Genomic DNA, 18,340 nt, shown 5'->3' on the forward strand with positions numbered 1-18,340 from the left:
TCCGATCCGCCATGCCCTCCCATAACGACAACCCGACGTTGACAACGCACTATATCATAGGATTGCTGCGCTGCCTCCGAGGTCTGCTTCGAGCCCAAAGTGCAAAATGCTGCGATGCGAACGAATGTCGGCTTCGAACATCCCCCCTCACCTTTTGAACTAACTCATCTGAACAGTTGTTGAACGATTTCACGGGCGTAGGCGTGAACCCAAACTTCCGCTTGGTAAGACGACGAGTAATAGACCACTACCGTATCGGTTTCGGGAGACACGTAGAGGCACTGTCCCGTCCGTCCGGATTTGTACATGTCGCCATCAGGGAACACGGCATCCCACTGATAAGAAGCGCTAAAACCATCTTCTCCAAAGTCGTTGAGCAATCGCTTGCTCATATAGTCTTCGCCATAGATGGCGGGGTCTGCGGCGGATTGGACCTTCGCGAAGTAGTCCGCTGAAACTACTTGTTCTTCCGCGAGAACGTCCCAGCTCGGGGTGAAGAGCATTCCGAAGCGGGCCAGATCACGAAGTCTGGCGGCGAATGCCCCCGGAGACGAAGGTTCTCCACTGACAGTCAGGCCGAGAACCCCATCGCCCTCCATGCCTGCTTGGCTCCAGATGTGTTCAGTCACGATGTCTTCGAAAGGCTTGCCTGTAACTTTCTGCAAGATCAACGTCGTAACGTAGGTGTTGAGAGACGCGTACTCAAAACGACTGCCGGGTTCTACTTCAACCTCGACGCGCTGCAGCGCTTCCATGAGTGACAGACCCTCTGGGATATTGGGGTCACCAAAGCCAATGGCGTAAAACAGGCTGACCGGGTGGTCTGGAGAGCTACCCAAGCGACTTTCGCTTATATCGAGACCGGATCGCTGGTGGAGAACATCAGCCACTTTGATGTCTGCCCATGGTGTGTCTGAGAGCTCGGGGACATAGTGGGACACCGTTTCATCAAGGTCGATCAGGCCTTGCTCGTTGGCGATGTGGGCAAGGGTCCCAACCAGTATCTTGGTTGCAGAGGCCCAGAGGTGATTGTCCCAATCGCGTATGCCGACATACTCTTCGAACACGATCTGTCCCTTGTGAACAACGGCGATTGCTTTGAGCCGAGACCTTTCGTCTTGGATCATCTCGTTCAATGTCATCGTGCCGAGAATGGTTGTCGCTCTGACATCACCGACTTCAGGCATCAGCTGGTATTTGAGTTCTGAAACTGGTCCATAGCGATGCACGATTGCCGTTGGCAGGTTCTCGCTAAGGCGAGACGCAGCATAGTTGCCAGCATCGGCAGAGGTGGTCAGAGTTTCCCCGTCGTAGGCTTGCCGGTACAACTGGCTTTGCTCAGCAGAAAAACCGTCTCGACCTTCTGTGACCGATTTCAAATCAGCCGGAATTTTGAAGTCGGAACGCTGCGGCTCAAATTCTTGTGCGGATGTAGTGCTAACCGGGATAAATAGCCCGAGGAGCAAGGCCAGAAGGGGCCTTACAGGCGAATGGCGATGATCATTTTGGGTTCTCATAAATGAAGTATCTCCGTCGCAGACCACCAGTCAAGAAAGCTCTACCGACCGGATCGCAAAATAAACCAAAGCGGCCATTTGCAGATTACAATTCAACGGCGGCATTGTCCCGCGTTGTGTGAGTTCAGCCAACCTTTGATTTTGCGATTGCAGCGAATGGCCGGTTTGACGGGCCGCACTGCAGCAGCGAGTTCGTAGTACGATCGGCAGCAAAGGGCCGCGCTTATCAATTTCCACATATTGGTGTAGTCTTTTCCGATAGCGTGTCCGGGTTTGATGTCGAAGATGGAAAAAGTACTGGGCTTTGGCGGGTTTTTCTTCAGGGCAGACGAGCCTGCTACTTTAGCGGCATGGTATCGTGACAATTTGGGCATTGACCTTGTACCAAACGACTATGAAACACCGTGTTGGACGTAGGAAGCAGGCGAGACTGTATTTGCCCCGTTCGAAAAAGTGACAGAGTATTTCGGGAACCAAGAAAAGGCATTTATGCTGAATTTTCGTGTTCGCGACATTGAGAAAATGATCGCACAACTCGAATCTAAGAATGTTGAAGTCCGTCGCGATCCAGATTCGCCTTATCCAAATGGCAAGTTCGCGTGGCTCAATGATCCAGAAGGAAACCCAATTGAGCTTTGGGAACCCGCCTAGCATTCGATCAGCGTCTCGGGGTTCCAAGCGGCTATCTTGCGACCTTGCGTTGTTTACCGGTTGTCGGATTTGCATATCCTCGCGCGTCCTTGCACCATGTGAATGATGCATGGAGGCGAAAATGATATACGCAATCACGATTTATGGGGAGCCGGGCGTGTTCGAAGCGCTGCCCAAAGATCGCCAGGACGAGGTGATGTCAGGCCACGGCGCACTGCAATCGGCGTTATCAGAGCGCGGGGAGTTCGTGTCGATGAAGCTGATGCCGCCGACCTCTGCCGTGATGGTCGAGCCCGCTTCGACCGAAGACGCAATGACACTGATCACTGACGGTCCATTCGCCGAAACAAAGGAGAACTTCCTTGGGTTCTATGCCGCGGAGTTCAAGGATCTTGATGAGGCATTGGAATTCGCAAAGATGATCTCATCCCCCGTTGCAAGGCTTGAGGTGCGGCCAGTGGCCTGGGCGGGTGGTGTGATCTCGTCGGAATAGATCATGTCGGACTGGCTTGAGGCTACATTCACTCTGCACCGACCACGCGCGCTTGCGGCACTGACCCGATTCTTCCGGGATATCGACATGGCGGAAGAGGCGTTTGCCGATGCCTGCCTGAAGGCTCTGACGGCTTGGCCCAAAGACGGAGCACCTCGTGACCCGTTGGCGTGGTTGTTGGCGACGGCACGTAACTCGGGCCTGGATCATGTGCGCAAATCACAGCGTCGTGCGGCAATCCTGTCGCGCCACAGTAAGGAGTTTCAGCCGATGCCCGCCGAAACACCGGACCCGGACGAGATGCGCGATGACGTATTGAGACTGCTGTTCATCTGTTGCCATCCGGAACTTGACCGTCGGGATCAGATTGCCATTGCGCTGCGCGTGGTCCTTGGGTTGAACGTGGACGAGATCGCGAGCGGATTTCTGATCAAGCCCAAGACTATGGAACAGCGGATCACCCGTGCGAAAAAGAAGATTGCCAGTAACCCGGTTGCTTTCGAAACACCCAGCCCGGTCGAGCGGGGTGCGCGCTTGGGCGAAGTCTCACTGATGATTTACTTGATGTTCAACGAAGGGTGGTCGACCTCGGGTGGTCCAAAGCAAATCAGGCAGACCTTGTGCGAAGAGGCGATCCGCTTGGCCCGTCTGCTTGCAGCCTTGTTTCCGGCAATGGGGGAACAGGCTGCCCTGCTGGCGCTTTTGTTGTTTCAACACGCCCGACGGCGTGCACGCATTGACGGGGACGGAAAGCTTGTTACGCTGGACGATCAGGATCGTAGTCTATGGGATCGCGCGGACATCGCCGAGGCGACGGGTCTTTTGCAAAAGGCCCAGCGGACTGGTCATCATGGTGTCTATATCATTCAGGCTGCAATCGCAGCGACACATGCCCAGGCGACCTTGGTTGATCAAACGGACTGGGCGTCGATTGAGAGTCACTACGCTGCCCTCTACGCATTGCAGCCAACGCCTGTTGTCCGACTTAATCAGATAGCAGCGCAGGCCAAGCTCCATGGCCCGCATTACGCGTTGAAAGCGATGGAGCCGCTGGCACGGGATTTATCGGCGTATCGCTGGTTTCATGCCATGCGCGGAGGGCTTTTGCAGGAAGCGGGTGACCACCAAGCTGCGATTGCGGCCTTTGAAACGGTGATGACCCTTGGTCCAACCGCGCCCGAATGTGTTGCGATCACTGAAAAAATTGCAATCAGTCAAAAAATTTTGCGTAGCTTGTAGGGATCGCGGCGCGTCGTGCGTCCTTGGATCAGACCCGTATGTGGCGGGTGTAACCAAGGGAGACGCACATGAGTATTCTTGAGATGACCACTGTCGGAAACTCCGGCTGGATCGGACATTCCGGCCCGGATCAGGGCAAAGCCAAAGCCTTCTATCAAGAGGTGCTGGGCTGGACGATCAATGACATGCCCATGCAGGACGGGTCGAGTTATTCTGCTGCTGTCGTAGGCGAAACCGCAATTGGTGGCTTTTCCCCCATGCCAGAGGATCACGGTAGCTGGACGATCTTCTTTACCGTGGCCGACGTGGACGCCAGTGTCGCCAAGGCTGAGGCCAAAGGCGCCGCGATTGTTCAGCCTGCGATGGATATGCCGGGGGTCGGTCGTATGGCCACTCTGACTGACCCGCAAGGGGCGCGGTTCGCGCTGATCACCTATGAAAGCATGGCATCTTGAGCGCGGCAAAGGAGGGATCAGATGGAACAGTTTCCGCAAATCGCGCTGGCCGTCACGGCAATGTTTGTTTTGATGAGCATTCCGATGGCGATTGCCGTTGGTGTGCGTCGCACCAAGACTGGAATTCCTTTGCTTCACGGTGAGGATGAAAGCCTGCTGCGACTGATGCGAGCGCATGGGAACTTCATCGAATATGTCCCGCTCGCCCTGCTGGCCCTTGCAGGGGCAGAGATTGCGGGAACTGCACCTTGGCTCGTCGCTGCCTGTGGTGGTGTGCTGTTGCTTGCGCGTGCCATTCACTATTTCAGCCTGAGTGCTTCGGTGAATGGCAGAGGGCGCGCGGTTGGGGCGGCGCTCACAACATTGACCATGCTGGTCCTTGCGTTGGCGATCCTCTGGCAGCTTTGGGTAACCAACTGATGCCCGTGGATGAAACACTGAACGCCCGCATTCGAGAGGCTTTGGCCGCTCATGTGGGCATTTCCGAAAAGCGGATGATGGGCGGGTTGTGCTTCTTTTTGAACGGCAACATGCTTTGCGGTGCACGGCGGCACCCGGACGGGGTAGGGCGGTTCATGTTCCGGGTTGGCAAGGCGAACGAGAGCGTCGCCCTGAAAAACCCCACGGCCCATGCCGTGATCCACGGAGACCGCAAGCTGGGTGGTTTTGTTCGAGTGGACGAAACAGATTGCGATGGCGCTGCATTGAAGCGTTGGCTGCACCTGTGCCTTGAACACGCCGCGGCGCTGCCCAAGAAAGACTGAACGGAGGACTTCATGGCCCAGTTTGACTGTTTCTCGCCTGAAGCGGTTGGCTTTCTGCATGACCTGAAAGCGAACAACACGAAAGATTGGTTTGCAGCGAACAAAGCGATCTATGAAACCCACCTGAAAGCGCCCAGCAAGCTGTTCGCCGATGACATGGCGCTAGCCCTGGGTGGACTGACCGGACAGGATCACAGCAGCAAGATCTTTCGGATTTACCGCGATGTTCGGTTCTCCAAGGACAAGACACCCTACAACGCCCATCTGCACCTTGCGTTCATGCCGACGGGGCAGGGGGATCAACCGCCGATGTGGTTCTTTGGGTTCTCTCCTGAAATGCTGTCCCTCGGTTGTGGGGTTTTTCAGTATGAAAAAGGATCTTTGGACGCATTCCGCGACGCTATGGCGGGTCCCCTCGGGGCGGAGTTAATCCAGACCACCAAAGAGATGCGAGAACGGGGCTACAGGATCGGTGAGCCGGAGTTGAAGCGTGTGCCGTCCGGTTTTGACAAAGACCACCCCCGTGAGGAAGCGTTGCGGCGCAAGGGCTTTGCAGTTTGGATGGATGCCGAGACCCAAGCCTTTGTTCTAAAGTCGAATCTGACGGAGCGAACAACCGCCGAGTTCGCCAAGCTGATGCCGGTGTTTCAGCTGCTTTCCCGGATCAAGTGACCCCACTATTGCGAACGCAGCGGATGGCGGCTTTTACGGGGTGCCGCAACTTGGTTCCGGTTGGATGAACGACAGGAATGGGCCGCTATTGCTGTGTCGAGTCTTCAGGTCACTTAGCGGCAGCTTCGAGCCGGTGCAGCGCTAAATCAAACACTTGACCCTCTACACCCAGAGCGCCGTCCCAAGGGACATGCTAATGGGTTTAAACATCTATCTACTGTTTGCTACCCTTTACCATGATTAGTCCTAACCGATATGCATTTCGCAAGATGACGTCAGCAGATTTTGCGATGATTTCGGCATGGCAATCGTACCCACATGTACGCGAATGGTGGGATACCAATGAGCCAAGCACGAACAGAGACCTGGAAGACACGCGGGTCGAACGATGGATCGTTTCGCTTGAGGTACGCCCATTTGCATATATCCAGGACTACACAGTTCACGGTTGGGAGGATCATCATTTCTTCTCCCTTCCACCGAGATCTCGAGGTATCGACCAGTTCATTGGCGAACCAGATATGATCGGGCGAGGGCACGGCCCGGCCTTCATTTCAGAGCATCTGAAAGGATTGTTCGCCGCAGGTGTCCCGGTCGTCGCAACAGATCCGCACCCTGAAAATGCACGCGCGATCGCGGCTTATAAGAAGGCGGGATTCTTTGCCTTTGGTCCTGCGCGGCAGACGTCTTGGGGGCCGATCTTGCCGATGAAGGCCAACCTTTAGATAATCTGGCTGCGCCAGCCTGTTCGTCTGGCGCAAGCGCCTTTTCCCTTAAACGACCCCATGTTCTGTTACTTGCAGCGGATGCGACACCGCCCAATCAGCAAGAAAGTCGGACATTTCAGGATCTGTTGCAAATTGCGCGGCTTTTCGAGGAAGTGGTAAACCTCTCTCCAGTACCAAGTGCGCACACTTGATGTGATGGCGATGTGCTCTTTGCGGACAGTTTTCGGACCCGTGGATGATAGTTGACAGCAGTGTGCCTCCGTACGCATTTGTTTGGTCTAGGTCCGGTTTCTGGTCCAGAAAATACGACATGACTTCGGGCATGCCTTCCCAACCAGCAAGGTGCATGGGCGGCATTCCCATCTCGTCCGGCAGATTTGGGTCAAAGCCAATTTCGACCAGGCGCTGCATATGAGGCAGGGTTCCTTCGCGCCAGACGAGGCGGCAAAGAAGAAACCTCATCTCTTGCGACAGGGTATTCATGTCGATCTGGTCGTCCTCCTTTGACGTACCGTCCGCTGCCCGAGCCAGTTGCTCTTCAATCAACCTCAACTGCGTGGATGCACCTGTGCGCTCCAGTACCGACGCCACATCCCGGCTTCCGAAGATGCGTGCAAAAGCATAAGGAGAGCGGCCGCGGCTCACGGCATTTGGGTTCGCGCCATGCTCCAACAAATGCTGAACGATTTCGCCCGAAGTCAAACGCCGTGCCGCCTGATGCAAGGCGGGGATCACCAGTGTAGGGTCACCCGACGGATGAGGATTGATGCTTTCATTGGGATCAGCACCGTGTTCCAGCAACAGCCGAACTGCATCGGTACTGTTGAAGTCAATCGCTCTGGGCAGTGCATTTGTGCCCTTCGGGTTTGCTCCATGTTCCAGCAACAAACGAAGACCTTCGGTATGGCCCAGTTCGGTGGAATGGTAGAGGGATTCATTGTCGTCAGGATTTGCCCCATGTTCCCACAGCCACTTGGCCAACGGCATGTTGTCCGAATGGCCGATGGCGCCGTAGAGCGCGGACAAGCGGTGATCTGTCTCGGGGTCGAATGCAAAACTATCATTCACGTCTGCCCCGTGTTCGACAAGCAATTCCGCCACGGCGAGCATCTCGGGTTCTTTTTCAGGCGCTGTCTTGATGTATTTCGAAAACGCCAGATGGCAGATTGGTCGCCGCGGAGGGTATTCGCGCGTCGCGGCACCGGCATCCTGCGCGAGGATTTTTCGCATTGCGGCCACGTCATAGAGAGCGACAAGAAGAGGCACCTGACCGTCGGCGAGGTCCGGCTCATCTGCAAGCAAATGCGTGATCGTCTCGTTTGAGCCATTGTAAAGCGCCCAACGCAGCCGACCCTGTTTCTGCGCGCGATCCATACCTTGCGTTTCAACGGCAAGTTTCAATGCCGGCCAAGAAGCGTATCCAGTTTCTCGTGCGATGACATGCAGACAATCCGCGTGTTTGTAGGCCCCGTTTGCGGGGGTTGCGACAATGCCGTGCACGCGCAAGATGGCGCCTTTGTCGTCTTCTGTCAGAGCTTTGCCTAAAGCCTTGGCATCACGGCGCAGTTGATCGAGTGATTTGGTCATCGGTCTTCCCTCCACTGCCCGACGGTCCGCTAATCCGGGCTGAGAAACCGATGTGGTTTTCACAAATCCTGTGCGAGGTGCCGATGACAGCTTTCCGCGGACCAGGGGGCCGCCTCGGAACAGCCTCAGGTCAACGTAGCGCTTGCGGGAATGTCCCGCAAGTCGGCAGCGGATCAGAGGGCAGTTTGGGCAATTGCTGTTCGCATCGAATGGCTGCCGAGTAGGCGGCGATCGCGGCTTTTCGGTTGGCGACTTGCTACCGGCTTTTGGGCCAGTCAATTCATCGATTTTGACTGGCAATCAATGTATACTATCGGCTCTAGCTGCCAACCCAACTGCACGTGGGAGGATCGAATGGACGATAGGAGCAGCCCAACTGAGGGAATGATCGACTATGCAGGAAATTCCCTCCCGCAGAAGCACTCAATTCAATCTCGCGCGGACGATGTTCGGGAGATGGCCGATAAGGTTCTGGCCTCATCTGACGAAATACACATTGCTGACTATGGCTGTGGCACCGGGGCAAACGCGATCTTGTCGGTCAAGCCTGCCGTAAAGTCCTTTGTAGATCGCTATCCGGGTCGCTCCATCTTTGTTCACCATGTCGATCAGGCGGAAAACGATTGGAATACCCTGTTTGATTGTGCTGCTGGCCAGGACGGTTACACCAATCTCTCTTCCAGTATTCGCCCTGTTGCAAGTGTGGGTAGTTTTTTTTCAATGGCTGCACCGGCATCGTCTATTGATGTCGGGACTTCGTTTGGGGCGAGCCATTGGCTCAGCACACAGCCGGTAATCTCTTCAAAGGGCACGCTTTGGTTCGCAGATTTGCAGGGAGAAGCTCGCCAGGAGCTCAAAAGAAAAGCGCAACACGACTGGGAAAGCTTCCTTACTTTGCGACATCGTGAATTGCGAAGTGGCGGCAGGCTTATGGTCTCGACGCTGGGGGCAATTGCTGATGCGGGCGAGGTCAACGGAATTTGCAGTTCTGGCCGACATACTTACCGCGCGATGTACAACGTTGCCGAAACGATGGTGAGTGACGGGTTGGTATCCGGGCACGCGCTACGCGACTTCGTTATGCCAATCTGGTTTATGTCCAGGGAGGAAGCTCTTGAACCCTTTCAACGCAACAAGGAATTGGCAGATGGATTTTTGATCGAACGAGCAGAGGTAGCTCCGGCTCAGCAAAACCCGGAGGATATCTTTGCAGACCAGATCAATGCGCCCCAAGAATACGCAGCAAGCTATAAGGGCTTTGTTCGCTCCTTCACCGAGTCCACGTTCAGGCAATCTTTGTTACGCAGTGACTCTGAGCAGAAGACTGAAACTCTTCTGGATCAGTTTTATGATCGTTTTGAAGCAACCATCAAAGAAGGAGGGGGCAGATACGCCTTTGAGATCTGGTTGTTGACGATTGAACTTAGAAGACAGTGAGCGAACAACCATGCAGGCTTGTTTCAATCTCACTTTTTCACAAGGCTTGTCGAAATAGTTCGCCAGCCCTTTTTAATCTTCACAGGAGTGTCAAAATGCGTTTTTTCGCCGCCATGCTTCTTCTCACCCACGCCCTTGCTGCTTCAGCTGACGGCGCTCCGGAATGCGGCCAATTTACTGTCTACTTAGAAGACCTGAAGATCACGTCTGGTGGCGACAAAATTGGGGACGTCGCGGTCGGGCACGTCACGGTTTTCAGTGAAGATGGACAGGTCATTGGTATGCAAAACGTCACGACAATGATAGCGCCCGGCGCAAGTGAGGGTAAAACCCAGCTAATCGTTAACGCTTACTTGACAATTGACACCAACCAACTGATCTACTCTGGCTCCTACCCCGCCCCGAGCAGTCCCGACACTGTGCCCCATTTCGAAACGCAATTGGCAGTTGTCGGTGGCACCGGAGTGTTCCAAGGAGCGAGTGGTCAGGTGAAATTCTTCAAAAAAGACAACAAGCGTGCTGCCGCGTTTGATGTCAGGTGCACCGGTTAGCCAAAGTCTTCAAGTGCCGAGGGCGGTCAGAAGTAAAGCAAGCTACTGGCTAATTAGGCCTAGATGCAAATTGTATTTCCTGATTCGTCATTAGTCTGTCCTCAATTCAAGCCGGTCTATCAAATGCCAAAACATCACGGTTCCAGTTGCAACTTGGAAGGATGATCGGCTGACGAAGTTCGCGAAGACAGCGCGTCTGGGGCTTGCATTGTTGGTTGGCTGATTTTCTCCTTGCTCGATTGTCTCGAAAGGCTCAAAAGATTTGTTCTAGACAAAGGGTTCCTTATCGAATTTGGCAACAAGCAGGCTGTCTGCCGATTGCATTGCGCCATTCGTCCAACCCTGTGATACCGACCACGCTTCGTTGCAAATGTGTATTCCCGGAACGGGTTCTTGCATGTAGGCGATGGAGTCCTGTGGGTTCACCCCAATACCCCACAGATGATAGGCAGCACCCCAGGGCTCGCGCCCCCAGTTCTGGTAGGTCGCAGCAACAGGTTCGGGCAAGTCATCACCAATGTCGTGAGATTTGCGGACCTGACTCCAGACCTCTTTCACAAGTCGCTCAGACGCTGGAAGAAGTTTGCGCATTGATGGCGCGATAGGATCTCCGTTGGGCCCCGTCGCTTGATCGATCCAGTTCGGCGCACCAAAAGTCGACCCTTCGGACAACGCGTCCCAATACTCAATCATCTCGCCGTCGTGATAACTTGCCATCAAAAGCGCATGGCCAGACGTGTCGTCTACGCCCCAGCGATAAATCTGCCTTGCAGGCAAATCCGTGATAACACGACCGTCGGACAGGTTCCGAGGCGTCCACCAATCCTGATCAAACGCTAGATGCACCTTAGCCAGGGGCACTTTGTGCACACTGTCCACGGCCCTTGTGAAACGGGCGTCGCTTGCAAAAACGTCGGTGTCGATCAAGGAAGGAAAGGCATTTGGCGGAATTGCCAAGATGACCCGAGCAGTGGACACTTTTGCCTGGCCAGCATCTGTATGGAAAATCAGCTCAAAGCCCGCATCAGGCCGCCGCCGGAGGTCGACCAACTTGTGTTTTAGGTGAACCTCGCCACCGTTCGACATGTAGCTTTTTGCGATTGCCTGTGGGATTTGTTCAAGACCACCTTCCAGCTTAAGGTATTTGGTTTTGTACGCGAAGTCGCGTTCGAACCAGCTGATTGCGGTTTTGCTGTCCCAATTGGATAATGGGGAATTGTAACCCAGAACATCGCGCATGAAACTATATGTCTCGCGACTGCGCTCTTGCAGCAAAAGCTCCCACAGTCCCGTTCCACTGAGCGACAGCGTGCCGGCGGCAACCTTCTTGTTCAGATCGTTGATCGTATGGGTCAGTAGGTCTTGACCACTGGTGATGACCGCACGTTCCTGATCACTCAACGCGTATGGAAGAGTCGTGGCCTTGGACAACTCTGAGACATGTTGGCCGCGTAGGTAATATCCGGTGATCGGATAGGCAAAGTCCTGCAGCTTCTCATGCCCGACCATATCATCAACGACCTTAAGCGCGTGTTTGTCGGTGTGCCGCAACCGCATGCCACCGATTTCTGCAGTTTGCGTTGTCAAATCGGGGAAATGCAGCGAGAGGAGGCGCCCTCCGATCCGGTCCGTCGCTTCAAAGACGCCCACCTTTGGTCCCGGCGTCTCGCTCAATCGCATCGCACAAAACAATCCCGCCACACCGCCGCCTACTATTGCAACGTCGAGATCGGTTGTTCTGGTTTGTGCGTGAAGTACAGGCGACGCGAGAGTTATTGCACCAGCAGCGCCAGCTTGCGTTAGAAAGGTTCGGCGTGTCGGCATCGTGTATTCTCAGGTTGCTTAAAGAAATAATGCAGTACGATTGAACATTGGACGTAGCCTGCGCGACAGATTTATAGTGGCAAAATTGCTCATTTTAGCAATGGGCTTGTCATCCGGAGCGACGGTCATTGAATGTCCGACGATGGGCTTGAGTTCAGAATGCAAAACTTGAAGCCCGGACTGATACTGCGCTTTCTCTGATATTGACTGATCGCCAAGCGGGTGTATTCGGCTTCTTGCTGCGCTTAGAACGCATCTCCGAACGCTAGGCTTCGATCGGCCTGTCGGGTAGTCCAATCGCTTCTCGAATGTCTTCGGGCAACTTTAAGTCCGGTGCCAGCACGTCTACCTTGCCGGACGCGTTATCCGCCGCGAATGCGGCTTCAACTGCTTCGTGGGTTTTGCCGGTTTCCCTTAGGACCCAGGCTTTGACAAGCCAGAAATGCTGACAAGATGGCCGTAATTCGGTCGCTTCCGTTATTGCTGAAAGTGCCAGTTCAGCCTGTCCGTTCATCATTCGCGCAACGGCAAGCGGATAAAGACGGTAGGGTAGATAGGGATCGTCTTCGGAACGACTGACCGCCTCTGCCAAATATTTTGAGGCGATTTCCCAGTTTCCGACGATGAGCTCGAGGTAACCACGTGCCTCCATTCCAAGCGTATAGCCAGGACTAAGTTGCGTCAGGCGTTCTACGTCCTTTCTTGCCCCGTCAACGTCACCTATGAGGCGTGCACGTATTAGCGCACGAACATACAAAGGGTAATCGGACCGCGGCGAAAGCTGAACAGCTGTGTAAGAGCACTCCTGAATGCGTTTCAGTAGATCCGCATCAGCGCTCCTGTAGTACGCCGCCAGCACACACAACTGTGCCTCGCTCCACATTGCAAGCCCAGATGCATTCCGCGGATCGAGGCGAAGTGCGCGCTCCAAAAGGTCTATAGCGTGAAAATCGTCTGCAATCGTGGTGCGATAGACAAGCATCGCTGCACGGGTCCTCAATTCGCTGGAGCTCAATTGATCATCAGCCAATTTTGCCAGTCTTTCACCGTCAAAGGCATTGATCTGAAGTCGCAACGCGTCCGAGAGTTGTTCAGCGGCCCGGTCTGTTACCTCAAACAGATCCTGCGCGTCTCCTTGGAATACCCGCGACCATGTAACTTGCCCGTCGCTGCGGCGGACAAGACTGGCGGTGATCCTTGCAACCGTTGCACGGGTGCGAATCCGGCACTTAAGACTGTAGGTTGCTTCAGACTCGGCAGACTCGTCTGCGGCAAGAACTCTTACTCCGGTACGTCGCGACAGATTGTGGACAAGTTGGTCTTGTAAATCAGCCCCGGCTTCAAGGGTCTCGCGGGTTTCAGGTGTTGCTTTGACATCTTCGACCGCAATTACGGGCACAGCATCAATGCGTGTAGTCTGAAGTTTGGTCGGTCGCCATTGAAACCCGGTTACTGGATGCGCGACATTTTTGAGTTCAAATGTACCTGCGTCGCTAAAGCCCTTTGCAAGCCGGTCATCCAACTGCCTGCGCAGGTCTTCTGAAATCATAAAGCCGCCTGGCGGGGCCTCTGTCTGGAGGCGCGCGGTAATGTTTATGCCGGCACCGTACATATCTACATCATCTTCAACAATTTCTCCGAGATGAGCAGCAATCCGAAGTTGTATTTTCTCATGACCGGTCAATGCCGATTGGATCGACTGACCTGCCTCGACTGCATCTGTTACTGAGGGAAAAGCGAATATCCAGCCATCACCTAGACGCTTCAGCACTTCACCGCTACGCTTCGTGGCTTCTGGTTCCAACCACTTTTGCCTGAGTTCGCGGATCAATCCGATAGCGCCCGCCTGGTCAGATTCCATCGCAGACGTGTAGTCGACCATATCGGCCATCAGGATCACAGCAAGACGGCGTCTCATGCAAGCAACTTAGTCCGCCGAATAGATGTTGTCATGTTTAGCTAACACGCTATCTGGATGCAGATCGGATATGGCCGAAGGCACTTTCTCAATGCGGCCGTTCGTTCAACCGAAGCGAATTGACGCTTCGTCCAGCATCCGGTGAATTCGAAGACTCCGAGATTATGCATTTGCAGCGAATGTCAGCAAAGCGGGCGGCGTCCGCAGAATACCGGTGCCGTGCTGAATGTCGGCTAAGGGCCGGAACTGACGCTGTTTTCAGGTGCCAACGTTTGGCGGGGTGATATCGACTACGACAGGAAAGTGGTCGGAAATCTTCCAGTACTCGGTGCCAGCCGCCGTCTCACGCGGGACCTCATCTGGAGACACCCAGTCCGGAGTGTTTCGGGAATAGAGAATGTGGTCGATCATCACTCTATGGTAGGTATCGTTGAAAATCGGATCAGCGAAACGCGTCGTTGTCACTTCACTAAAATCAAGGCGCGCTCGATCGCGGTCAATCAAAGCATCGAAGAGCGAATTGCCGAGGCTTAGATCTGGTTTCCAGACGGAACCCATCAACGTCTCGACCCCGCTAGCGTTAAGCCGCATTTCTGATGTGTCGAAACCTGGGCCATCATTGATGTCACCGGCCACGATAAGCGGGAGCGACGCGGGGTCGGAGAGGTATACATCCAGAAAAGCTTCGCGAATGTGGCGACACTGCGCCAGTAAACGCATTCTATTTGCATCTGCTAGTTGCCACCAGCGCGACCATTCATGCGCGGCAAAGATTCCCTTCGATTTCAAATGAAGGCCCATGACATTGAAATCTGATCCCTGTGCCGGGTGGATCGTGACCCAGAGGGGGCGGCGCTCATAACGGAACCATTCGGGCACTTTGTCAGCACCGAGGTCGAGGAAGAACGGTTCTGTCGCAGTATGGATCAGCCCGTAAGCAGGGTCCTCCACATCTGTGGTGGTCATTGGCGTGTCAGCAAAAATTCCACGATCTGTTCTGAGTGCGATGCCCACGCATTGAGTTGAGGTGTTTTGACGTGAGTTGTCCGGGGCGGAAGGAAAGTGCGAACGCTGAATATGTATTGTCCATTCCGCATCGGAGATGGAGGCCATGAGGATTTCCATATCTTCAGTCCGATCAGGACCTTCGACAATCAGCAGTATATCCGGGTCTAGGTCAGCAAGACCCTCGCGCAGCAACGCGATGCGCTCCGCAACTGTGGGCCCCTCGTTTTCCCAAGGTGGACAGGGTCCGCGCACATTACGGTCACCTAGTTTGAGTGCGCTTGCATTGCTATCAACGAGGTCGTTGAGCCATTCCATGTTCCAGACGGCGAGTTTCATTAATGCAGCCTCCGTTCATCCCAATAAAGCATTACATTTAGCCTAGCACTGATTTGTGACAGGTGCCGCCGATAGAGGATACGGTATGTGAACAGCAGCTACCCAAAGAAGACCGTCTAAAATGATTGCCGAACGGCAAGTTCGTCCCGCGATGTGTGAGTTAGAATACGTCGGGATTGCGGCGGTGCGGCGAAAGTCCGGTTTGACGGGCACGTCGCAGCATTGGCGATCGTCGATCAAGGTCCGCAATGGGCCGTGACTCGCCGCAAGAGCGACTTGCAGGGAGTGTCAACGGTTAGCCAATAACGGAAACACTCGTTGAGTTATACATGTACTCGCAGTATTCCCTTTGCCGTAAAGTAGATAGATTTGAAGTCGCCGTGCAGCGAAAGTCGGGGCCTCGGATGTGGTGTTCAGCGCGGTTCAGCTCGTTGGTGACGGGGGCGCGGACCGGCTGGCCACTCGGCTCAAAGCCATTTGCGTTGCTTACCATTTTGGCGGCAGCTAAATCATGATGCGATTGCACCGAATCTCCACTGATATTGAATAACAATTTACACAGGTCCTAAAGTTCGGGATAGGACGTTGCTCTACCAACGACTACGAGCTCCATTCCGGCTCTTTAGAAAATAGAAAGAGGTATTTATGAAGCAGAGTATCTTCGTATTGGCTGCATTGTTGCTGGCGGGATGCGTTTCAACCGTGCCTCCGCCATCAGCATCTATCCCAAATCCCGGTCGCACGAGTGCTCCGGCCAGTTCACAACAGGCACAAGTTAGATTTCGGCAGGTCGCCTCTCGAATTGAGCCCGTCGCAGAGCGGGAATGTCGCCGCCAAACGCGGGGAGTGAATTGCGATTTTTTGATCCGAATTGATCCAAACAAGAATGCACCCTCAAACGCGTATCAGAGTTTAAGCAAGTCAGGACGCCCTGTTATCACAATGACCCAAGCGCTGACACGGAATGTGAACAATACCGATGAACTTGCATTTGTTATGGCGCATGAGGCCGCTCACCACGTTCAAGGGCATTTGGCGCGACAGGCCCAAAATGCGGCAGTTGGTGCGGTGCTTTTGGCGGGATTAGCGACAATTGCGGGGTCTGGGCCGAATGATATTGCCGCAGCACAAGACATTGGGGCCTTTGTTGGAGGGCGCAGCTATTCAAAGAACTTTGAACTGGAAGCTGATCGACTAGGTACGGTTATAGCCTACAAGGCGGGATATGATCCTCTCAAAGGTGCGCTGTATTTCGCACGAGTTCCTGATCCTGGTGATCGTTTTCTAGGGACACATCCTCCAAATGCTCAACGATATTATGCGGTGCAAGATACAATGACCCAAATCGGTCGTTGACCAATTTGAATTTGTGTTTTGAAATCCTGATCTCGGTTTTGCAAAGCTGAATGATAAAGGTCTGGAACGAACCGTGCTCGGACGTTGCAGCCTAAAATAAGAGTTTTTCTTCCCCATAGTGCGTTTGACCAACGATCAAGAAACGCGTAATGCCGCCATGCTGTGAACGGTGATTTCTGGCAGCAAGTGTCAGGTTTAGTCCGAAACAATGGGATCAAATTAGGGGAGCTGGTAAGCGTCCGGTCTGACTGCCCTGCCAGAGGAGCGCTAATGTCGGATAGTGTCCACTTAGCTAAGTGGACACTTAAGGGGCCGGGATGGCGAAGCGGCGCAAGCGCAGGAAGTGGAGCGATGACGAGAAGCGCATGATTTGTGCGCAGACCGTTGTTCCTGGTGTTTCGGTTGCTCAGGTGGCGCGGCGCTACGATTTGAACGCCAACCAGGTTTTCAACTGGTTGAAAGACCCGAAGTTTGTGCCGGACATTCAGGCCGCCGAGGATGAGGTCAAGTTTCTGCCGGTGGAGGTGATTGCAGAGCCTTCACGGCCAAAGTCCGTAACCTGACCGGCCCAAGTGGTTGGACGCGCTTCGTAGAAGTGCGACAACCTGATCCCCTTCGAATCCGCGATTTATAACCACATATCATTTCGCTCTCGTCACTGCTGTGACCGCTACAATTTTGGATACGGACCACAAGTCGAACACTTTAACTGCTTACTGGATGCGATTTAGGTTCGATCAAGCACCGCGCTTCATCAGCGTCTTTGATGGCAATTCACCAAAAAACAAGCGATAGTCCCGTGCGAATTGACCCATGTGCCAAAACCCGTGCTTGTTAGCAATGTCAGCAATTGTTTCTGAAGAAGTTTCCTTGAGCAAGTCTTCACGGACGCCATCCAGCCGCAAACGGATGTAGTAGGTCTTTGGACCATGTCCAAACCGTTCTTTAAATGCCCGGTTCAAAGTACGCAGTGAAGCGCCACTTGCTGTACATAGCTCTTCGATTGAAACAGGGTTGTGCAAATTGCCGTTCATCAACTCTAACGCCCGGTTGAGCGCGCGACGCCTGGTTTGGGCTGAACTTTTATCCCTGTGGACGGAGCTGCTTGTCAGAATGGTCAGCACTTCAACCATCAAGTCCTCATCAACATCCTCTGACCACAGCTCCTTCGTGCTGTTCAACAACGTTCCCATCCTGCGTTCCAACCGGTCCATCCTGTGAGCATTGTTCTCGGATATCTCCAACCTCACCGCCGGGTTGTCAATTTCCAGAAAGTATCCACAAGACTGCGCAAGGCTCTCTAAACGCCGAGTGTTAAACGACACAACATTGCCAAAGAAGCGATCCGTCGATACACCATCGAACCCATCATTGTTACCGAAGCTAAGGAAAGCGTCGTACTCCATGTCGCACCCCTGCCAGGAGTTCAAGGTGCCCTGACGTGAGATACCGAATGTGCTCCAGCCGTCAGGTGAGACACCGCGTTGATGGACGGCACCACTGAGCGAGATGTTCAGCACAGAAGCGTTCTGGCTGGAACGAACAGTGATCTGTGTCGACAAGTGTCCAGGGTCCAACTGACGAAAATCCATCTCCCATGGTGTCATCGCCGCAAGATCATTGGGATGCATCAAATCGAACCTGAGCGCAGGAGAAGCGGCATGACGGGTGCCAGCATCGTTTTCATGCAAGTTTGGCCGATTTTTGATGTGGTCCATTTCAGCATCCTGACACTTTACCGGTAAAGAAAACAAACTGGAGGGGGGCCAAGTCAAGTGTCGCGCCAAGCTTCGAACCCGCGCAT

General features: G+C 54.0%; 18 protein-coding genes. 12 read left to right on the forward strand and 6 right to left on the reverse strand.

Features of this window, described 5'->3' with window-relative positions:
* Positions 1–164 precede the first annotated feature (164 nt).
* On the reverse strand, positions 165–1,517 hold the full coding sequence (locus tag ACR0K4_RS18505; RefSeq protein WP_480855151.1) for a serine hydrolase domain-containing protein: 1,353 nt from the start codon (positions 1,515–1,517) through the stop codon (positions 165–167).
* A gap of 489 nt (positions 1,518–2,006) precedes the next feature.
* Between ACR0K4_RS18505 and ACR0K4_RS18510 the strand changes: the two genes are divergently transcribed.
* From ACR0K4_RS18510 to ACR0K4_RS18545, 8 genes are all read left to right on the forward strand, one after another.
* The gene (locus ACR0K4_RS18510) at positions 2,007–2,168 is read left to right on the forward strand and encodes a VOC family protein (protein WP_480516703.1); all 162 of its coding nucleotides are present in this window, start codon (positions 2,007–2,009) and stop codon (positions 2,166–2,168) included.
* A 121-nt stretch (positions 2,169–2,289) separates the two neighbouring features.
* Positions 2,290–2,661 (forward strand): YciI family protein, encoded by a 372-nt coding sequence (locus tag ACR0K4_RS18515; protein ID WP_480516701.1) that lies wholly within the window; start codon positions 2,290–2,292, stop codon positions 2,659–2,661.
* 3 nt (positions 2,662–2,664) lie between these two features.
* Positions 2,665–3,900: an RNA polymerase sigma factor gene (locus ACR0K4_RS18520; RefSeq protein WP_480516699.1), complete on the forward strand. Its 1,236-nt coding sequence runs from the start codon at positions 2,665–2,667 to the stop codon at positions 3,898–3,900.
* A 68-nt stretch (positions 3,901–3,968) separates the two neighbouring features.
* Entirely contained in the window at positions 3,969–4,355 is a 387-nt protein-coding gene (locus ACR0K4_RS18525) for a VOC family protein (protein ID WP_480516697.1), read from the forward strand.
* Positions 4,356–4,376: 21 nt separating this feature from the next.
* Positions 4,377–4,775, forward strand: a complete 399-nt coding sequence (locus ACR0K4_RS18530; protein ID WP_480516695.1) for an MAPEG family protein — start codon at positions 4,377–4,379, stop codon at positions 4,773–4,775.
* A complete protein-coding gene (locus ACR0K4_RS18535; protein WP_480516693.1) occupies positions 4,775–5,119 on the forward strand; it encodes a TfoX/Sxy family protein in 345 nt (114 codons plus the stop codon). Before ACR0K4_RS18530 ends, ACR0K4_RS18535 begins: the two co-directional genes overlap by 1 nt.
* Positions 5,120–5,131: 12 nt before the next feature.
* Positions 5,132–5,791, forward strand: a complete 660-nt coding sequence (locus tag ACR0K4_RS18540) for a DUF2461 domain-containing protein (RefSeq protein ID WP_480516691.1) — start codon at positions 5,132–5,134, stop codon at positions 5,789–5,791.
* A gap of 269 nt (positions 5,792–6,060) precedes the next feature.
* Positions 6,061–6,516 (forward strand): GNAT family N-acetyltransferase, encoded by a 456-nt coding sequence (locus tag ACR0K4_RS18545; RefSeq protein ID WP_480516689.1) that lies wholly within the window; start codon positions 6,061–6,063, stop codon positions 6,514–6,516.
* 48 nt (positions 6,517–6,564) lie between these two features.
* Here ACR0K4_RS18545 and ACR0K4_RS18550 read toward each other — a convergent pair whose 3' ends face one another.
* A complete protein-coding gene (locus ACR0K4_RS18550) occupies positions 6,565–8,406 on the reverse strand; it encodes an ankyrin repeat domain-containing protein (protein ID WP_480855152.1) in 1,842 nt (613 codons plus the stop codon).
* A 54-nt stretch (positions 8,407–8,460) separates the two neighbouring features.
* Between ACR0K4_RS18550 and ACR0K4_RS18555 the strand changes: the two genes are divergently transcribed.
* On the forward strand, positions 8,461–9,543 hold the full coding sequence (locus ACR0K4_RS18555; RefSeq protein WP_480855153.1) for a class I SAM-dependent methyltransferase: 1,083 nt from the start codon (positions 8,461–8,463) through the stop codon (positions 9,541–9,543).
* A 95-nt stretch (positions 9,544–9,638) separates the two neighbouring features.
* Positions 9,639–10,094, forward strand: coding sequence for a hypothetical protein (locus ACR0K4_RS18560; protein ID WP_480516683.1), 456 nt, complete (start codon positions 9,639–9,641; stop codon positions 10,092–10,094).
* A gap of 267 nt (positions 10,095–10,361) precedes the next feature.
* On the opposite strand, the gene ACR0K4_RS18565 is transcribed toward ACR0K4_RS18560, so the two are convergent.
* The 3 genes from ACR0K4_RS18565 to ACR0K4_RS18575 all read right to left on the reverse strand — a co-directional run bounded on the left by ACR0K4_RS18565 (position 10,362) and on the right by ACR0K4_RS18575 (position 15,180).
* The gene (locus ACR0K4_RS18565) at positions 10,362–11,918 is read right to left on the reverse strand and encodes a flavin monoamine oxidase family protein (RefSeq protein WP_480855154.1); all 1,557 of its coding nucleotides are present in this window, start codon (positions 11,916–11,918) and stop codon (positions 10,362–10,364) included.
* A gap of 265 nt (positions 11,919–12,183) precedes the next feature.
* The gene (locus tag ACR0K4_RS18570; protein ID WP_480516679.1) at positions 12,184–13,836 is read right to left on the reverse strand and encodes a hypothetical protein; all 1,653 of its coding nucleotides are present in this window, start codon (positions 13,834–13,836) and stop codon (positions 12,184–12,186) included.
* 258 nt (positions 13,837–14,094) lie between these two features.
* Entirely contained in the window at positions 14,095–15,180 is a 1,086-nt protein-coding gene (locus ACR0K4_RS18575; protein ID WP_480855155.1) for an endonuclease/exonuclease/phosphatase family protein, read from the reverse strand.
* A 645-nt stretch (positions 15,181–15,825) separates the two neighbouring features.
* On the opposite strand from ACR0K4_RS18575, the gene ACR0K4_RS18580 reads away from it, so the two are divergent.
* Both ACR0K4_RS18580 and tnpA read left to right on the forward strand, forming a co-directional pair.
* Positions 15,826–16,536, forward strand: coding sequence for a M48 family metalloprotease (locus ACR0K4_RS18580; RefSeq protein WP_480516675.1), 711 nt, complete (start codon positions 15,826–15,828; stop codon positions 16,534–16,536).
* 317 nt (positions 16,537–16,853) lie between these two features.
* Positions 16,854–17,099, forward strand: a complete 246-nt coding sequence (gene tnpA / locus ACR0K4_RS18585; RefSeq protein ID WP_480516673.1) for an IS66-like element accessory protein TnpA — start codon at positions 16,854–16,856, stop codon at positions 17,097–17,099.
* 174 nt (positions 17,100–17,273) lie between these two features.
* On the opposite strand, the gene ACR0K4_RS18590 is transcribed toward tnpA, so the two are convergent.
* The gene (locus tag ACR0K4_RS18590) at positions 17,274–18,254 is read right to left on the reverse strand and encodes a helix-turn-helix domain-containing protein (RefSeq protein ID WP_480516671.1); all 981 of its coding nucleotides are present in this window, start codon (positions 18,252–18,254) and stop codon (positions 17,274–17,276) included.
* Positions 18,255–18,340 lie beyond the last annotated feature (86 nt).

Source organism: Ruegeria sp. K11 (assembly GCF_056531905.1).

Coding starts and splice junctions, on each gene's coding strand:
- ACR0K4_RS18505 (WP_480855151.1), bottom strand. CDS start 1,517: ATGAGAACCCAAAATGATCATCGCCATTCGCCTGTAAGGCCCCTTCTG.
- ACR0K4_RS18510 (WP_480516703.1), top strand. CDS start 2,007: ATGCTGAATTTTCGTGTTCGCGACATTGAGAAAATGATCGCACAACTC.
- ACR0K4_RS18515 (WP_480516701.1), top strand. CDS start 2,290: ATGATATACGCAATCACGATTTATGGGGAGCCGGGCGTGTTCGAAGCG.
- ACR0K4_RS18520 (WP_480516699.1), top strand. CDS start 2,665: ATGTCGGACTGGCTTGAGGCTACATTCACTCTGCACCGACCACGCGCG.
- ACR0K4_RS18525 (WP_480516697.1), top strand. CDS start 3,969: ATGAGTATTCTTGAGATGACCACTGTCGGAAACTCCGGCTGGATCGGA.
- ACR0K4_RS18530 (WP_480516695.1), top strand. CDS start 4,377: ATGGAACAGTTTCCGCAAATCGCGCTGGCCGTCACGGCAATGTTTGTT.
- ACR0K4_RS18535 (WP_480516693.1), top strand. CDS start 4,775: ATGCCCGTGGATGAAACACTGAACGCCCGCATTCGAGAGGCTTTGGCC.
- ACR0K4_RS18540 (WP_480516691.1), top strand. CDS start 5,132: ATGGCCCAGTTTGACTGTTTCTCGCCTGAAGCGGTTGGCTTTCTGCAT.
- ACR0K4_RS18545 (WP_480516689.1), top strand. CDS start 6,061: ATGACGTCAGCAGATTTTGCGATGATTTCGGCATGGCAATCGTACCCA.
- ACR0K4_RS18555 (WP_480855153.1), top strand. CDS start 8,461: ATGGACGATAGGAGCAGCCCAACTGAGGGAATGATCGACTATGCAGGA.
- ACR0K4_RS18560 (WP_480516683.1), top strand. CDS start 9,639: ATGCGTTTTTTCGCCGCCATGCTTCTTCTCACCCACGCCCTTGCTGCT.
- ACR0K4_RS18565 (WP_480855154.1), bottom strand. CDS start 11,918: ATGCCGACACGCCGAACCTTTCTAACGCAAGCTGGCGCTGCTGGTGCA.
- ACR0K4_RS18570 (WP_480516679.1), bottom strand. CDS start 13,836: ATGAGACGCCGTCTTGCTGTGATCCTGATGGCCGATATGGTCGACTAC.
- ACR0K4_RS18575 (WP_480855155.1), bottom strand. CDS start 15,180: ATGAAACTCGCCGTCTGGAACATGGAATGGCTCAACGACCTCGTTGAT.
- ACR0K4_RS18580 (WP_480516675.1), top strand. CDS start 15,826: ATGAAGCAGAGTATCTTCGTATTGGCTGCATTGTTGCTGGCGGGATGC.
- tnpA (WP_480516673.1), top strand. CDS start 16,854: ATGGCGAAGCGGCGCAAGCGCAGGAAGTGGAGCGATGACGAGAAGCGC.
- ACR0K4_RS18590 (WP_480516671.1), bottom strand. CDS start 18,254: ATGGACCACATCAAAAATCGGCCAAACTTGCATGAAAACGATGCTGGC.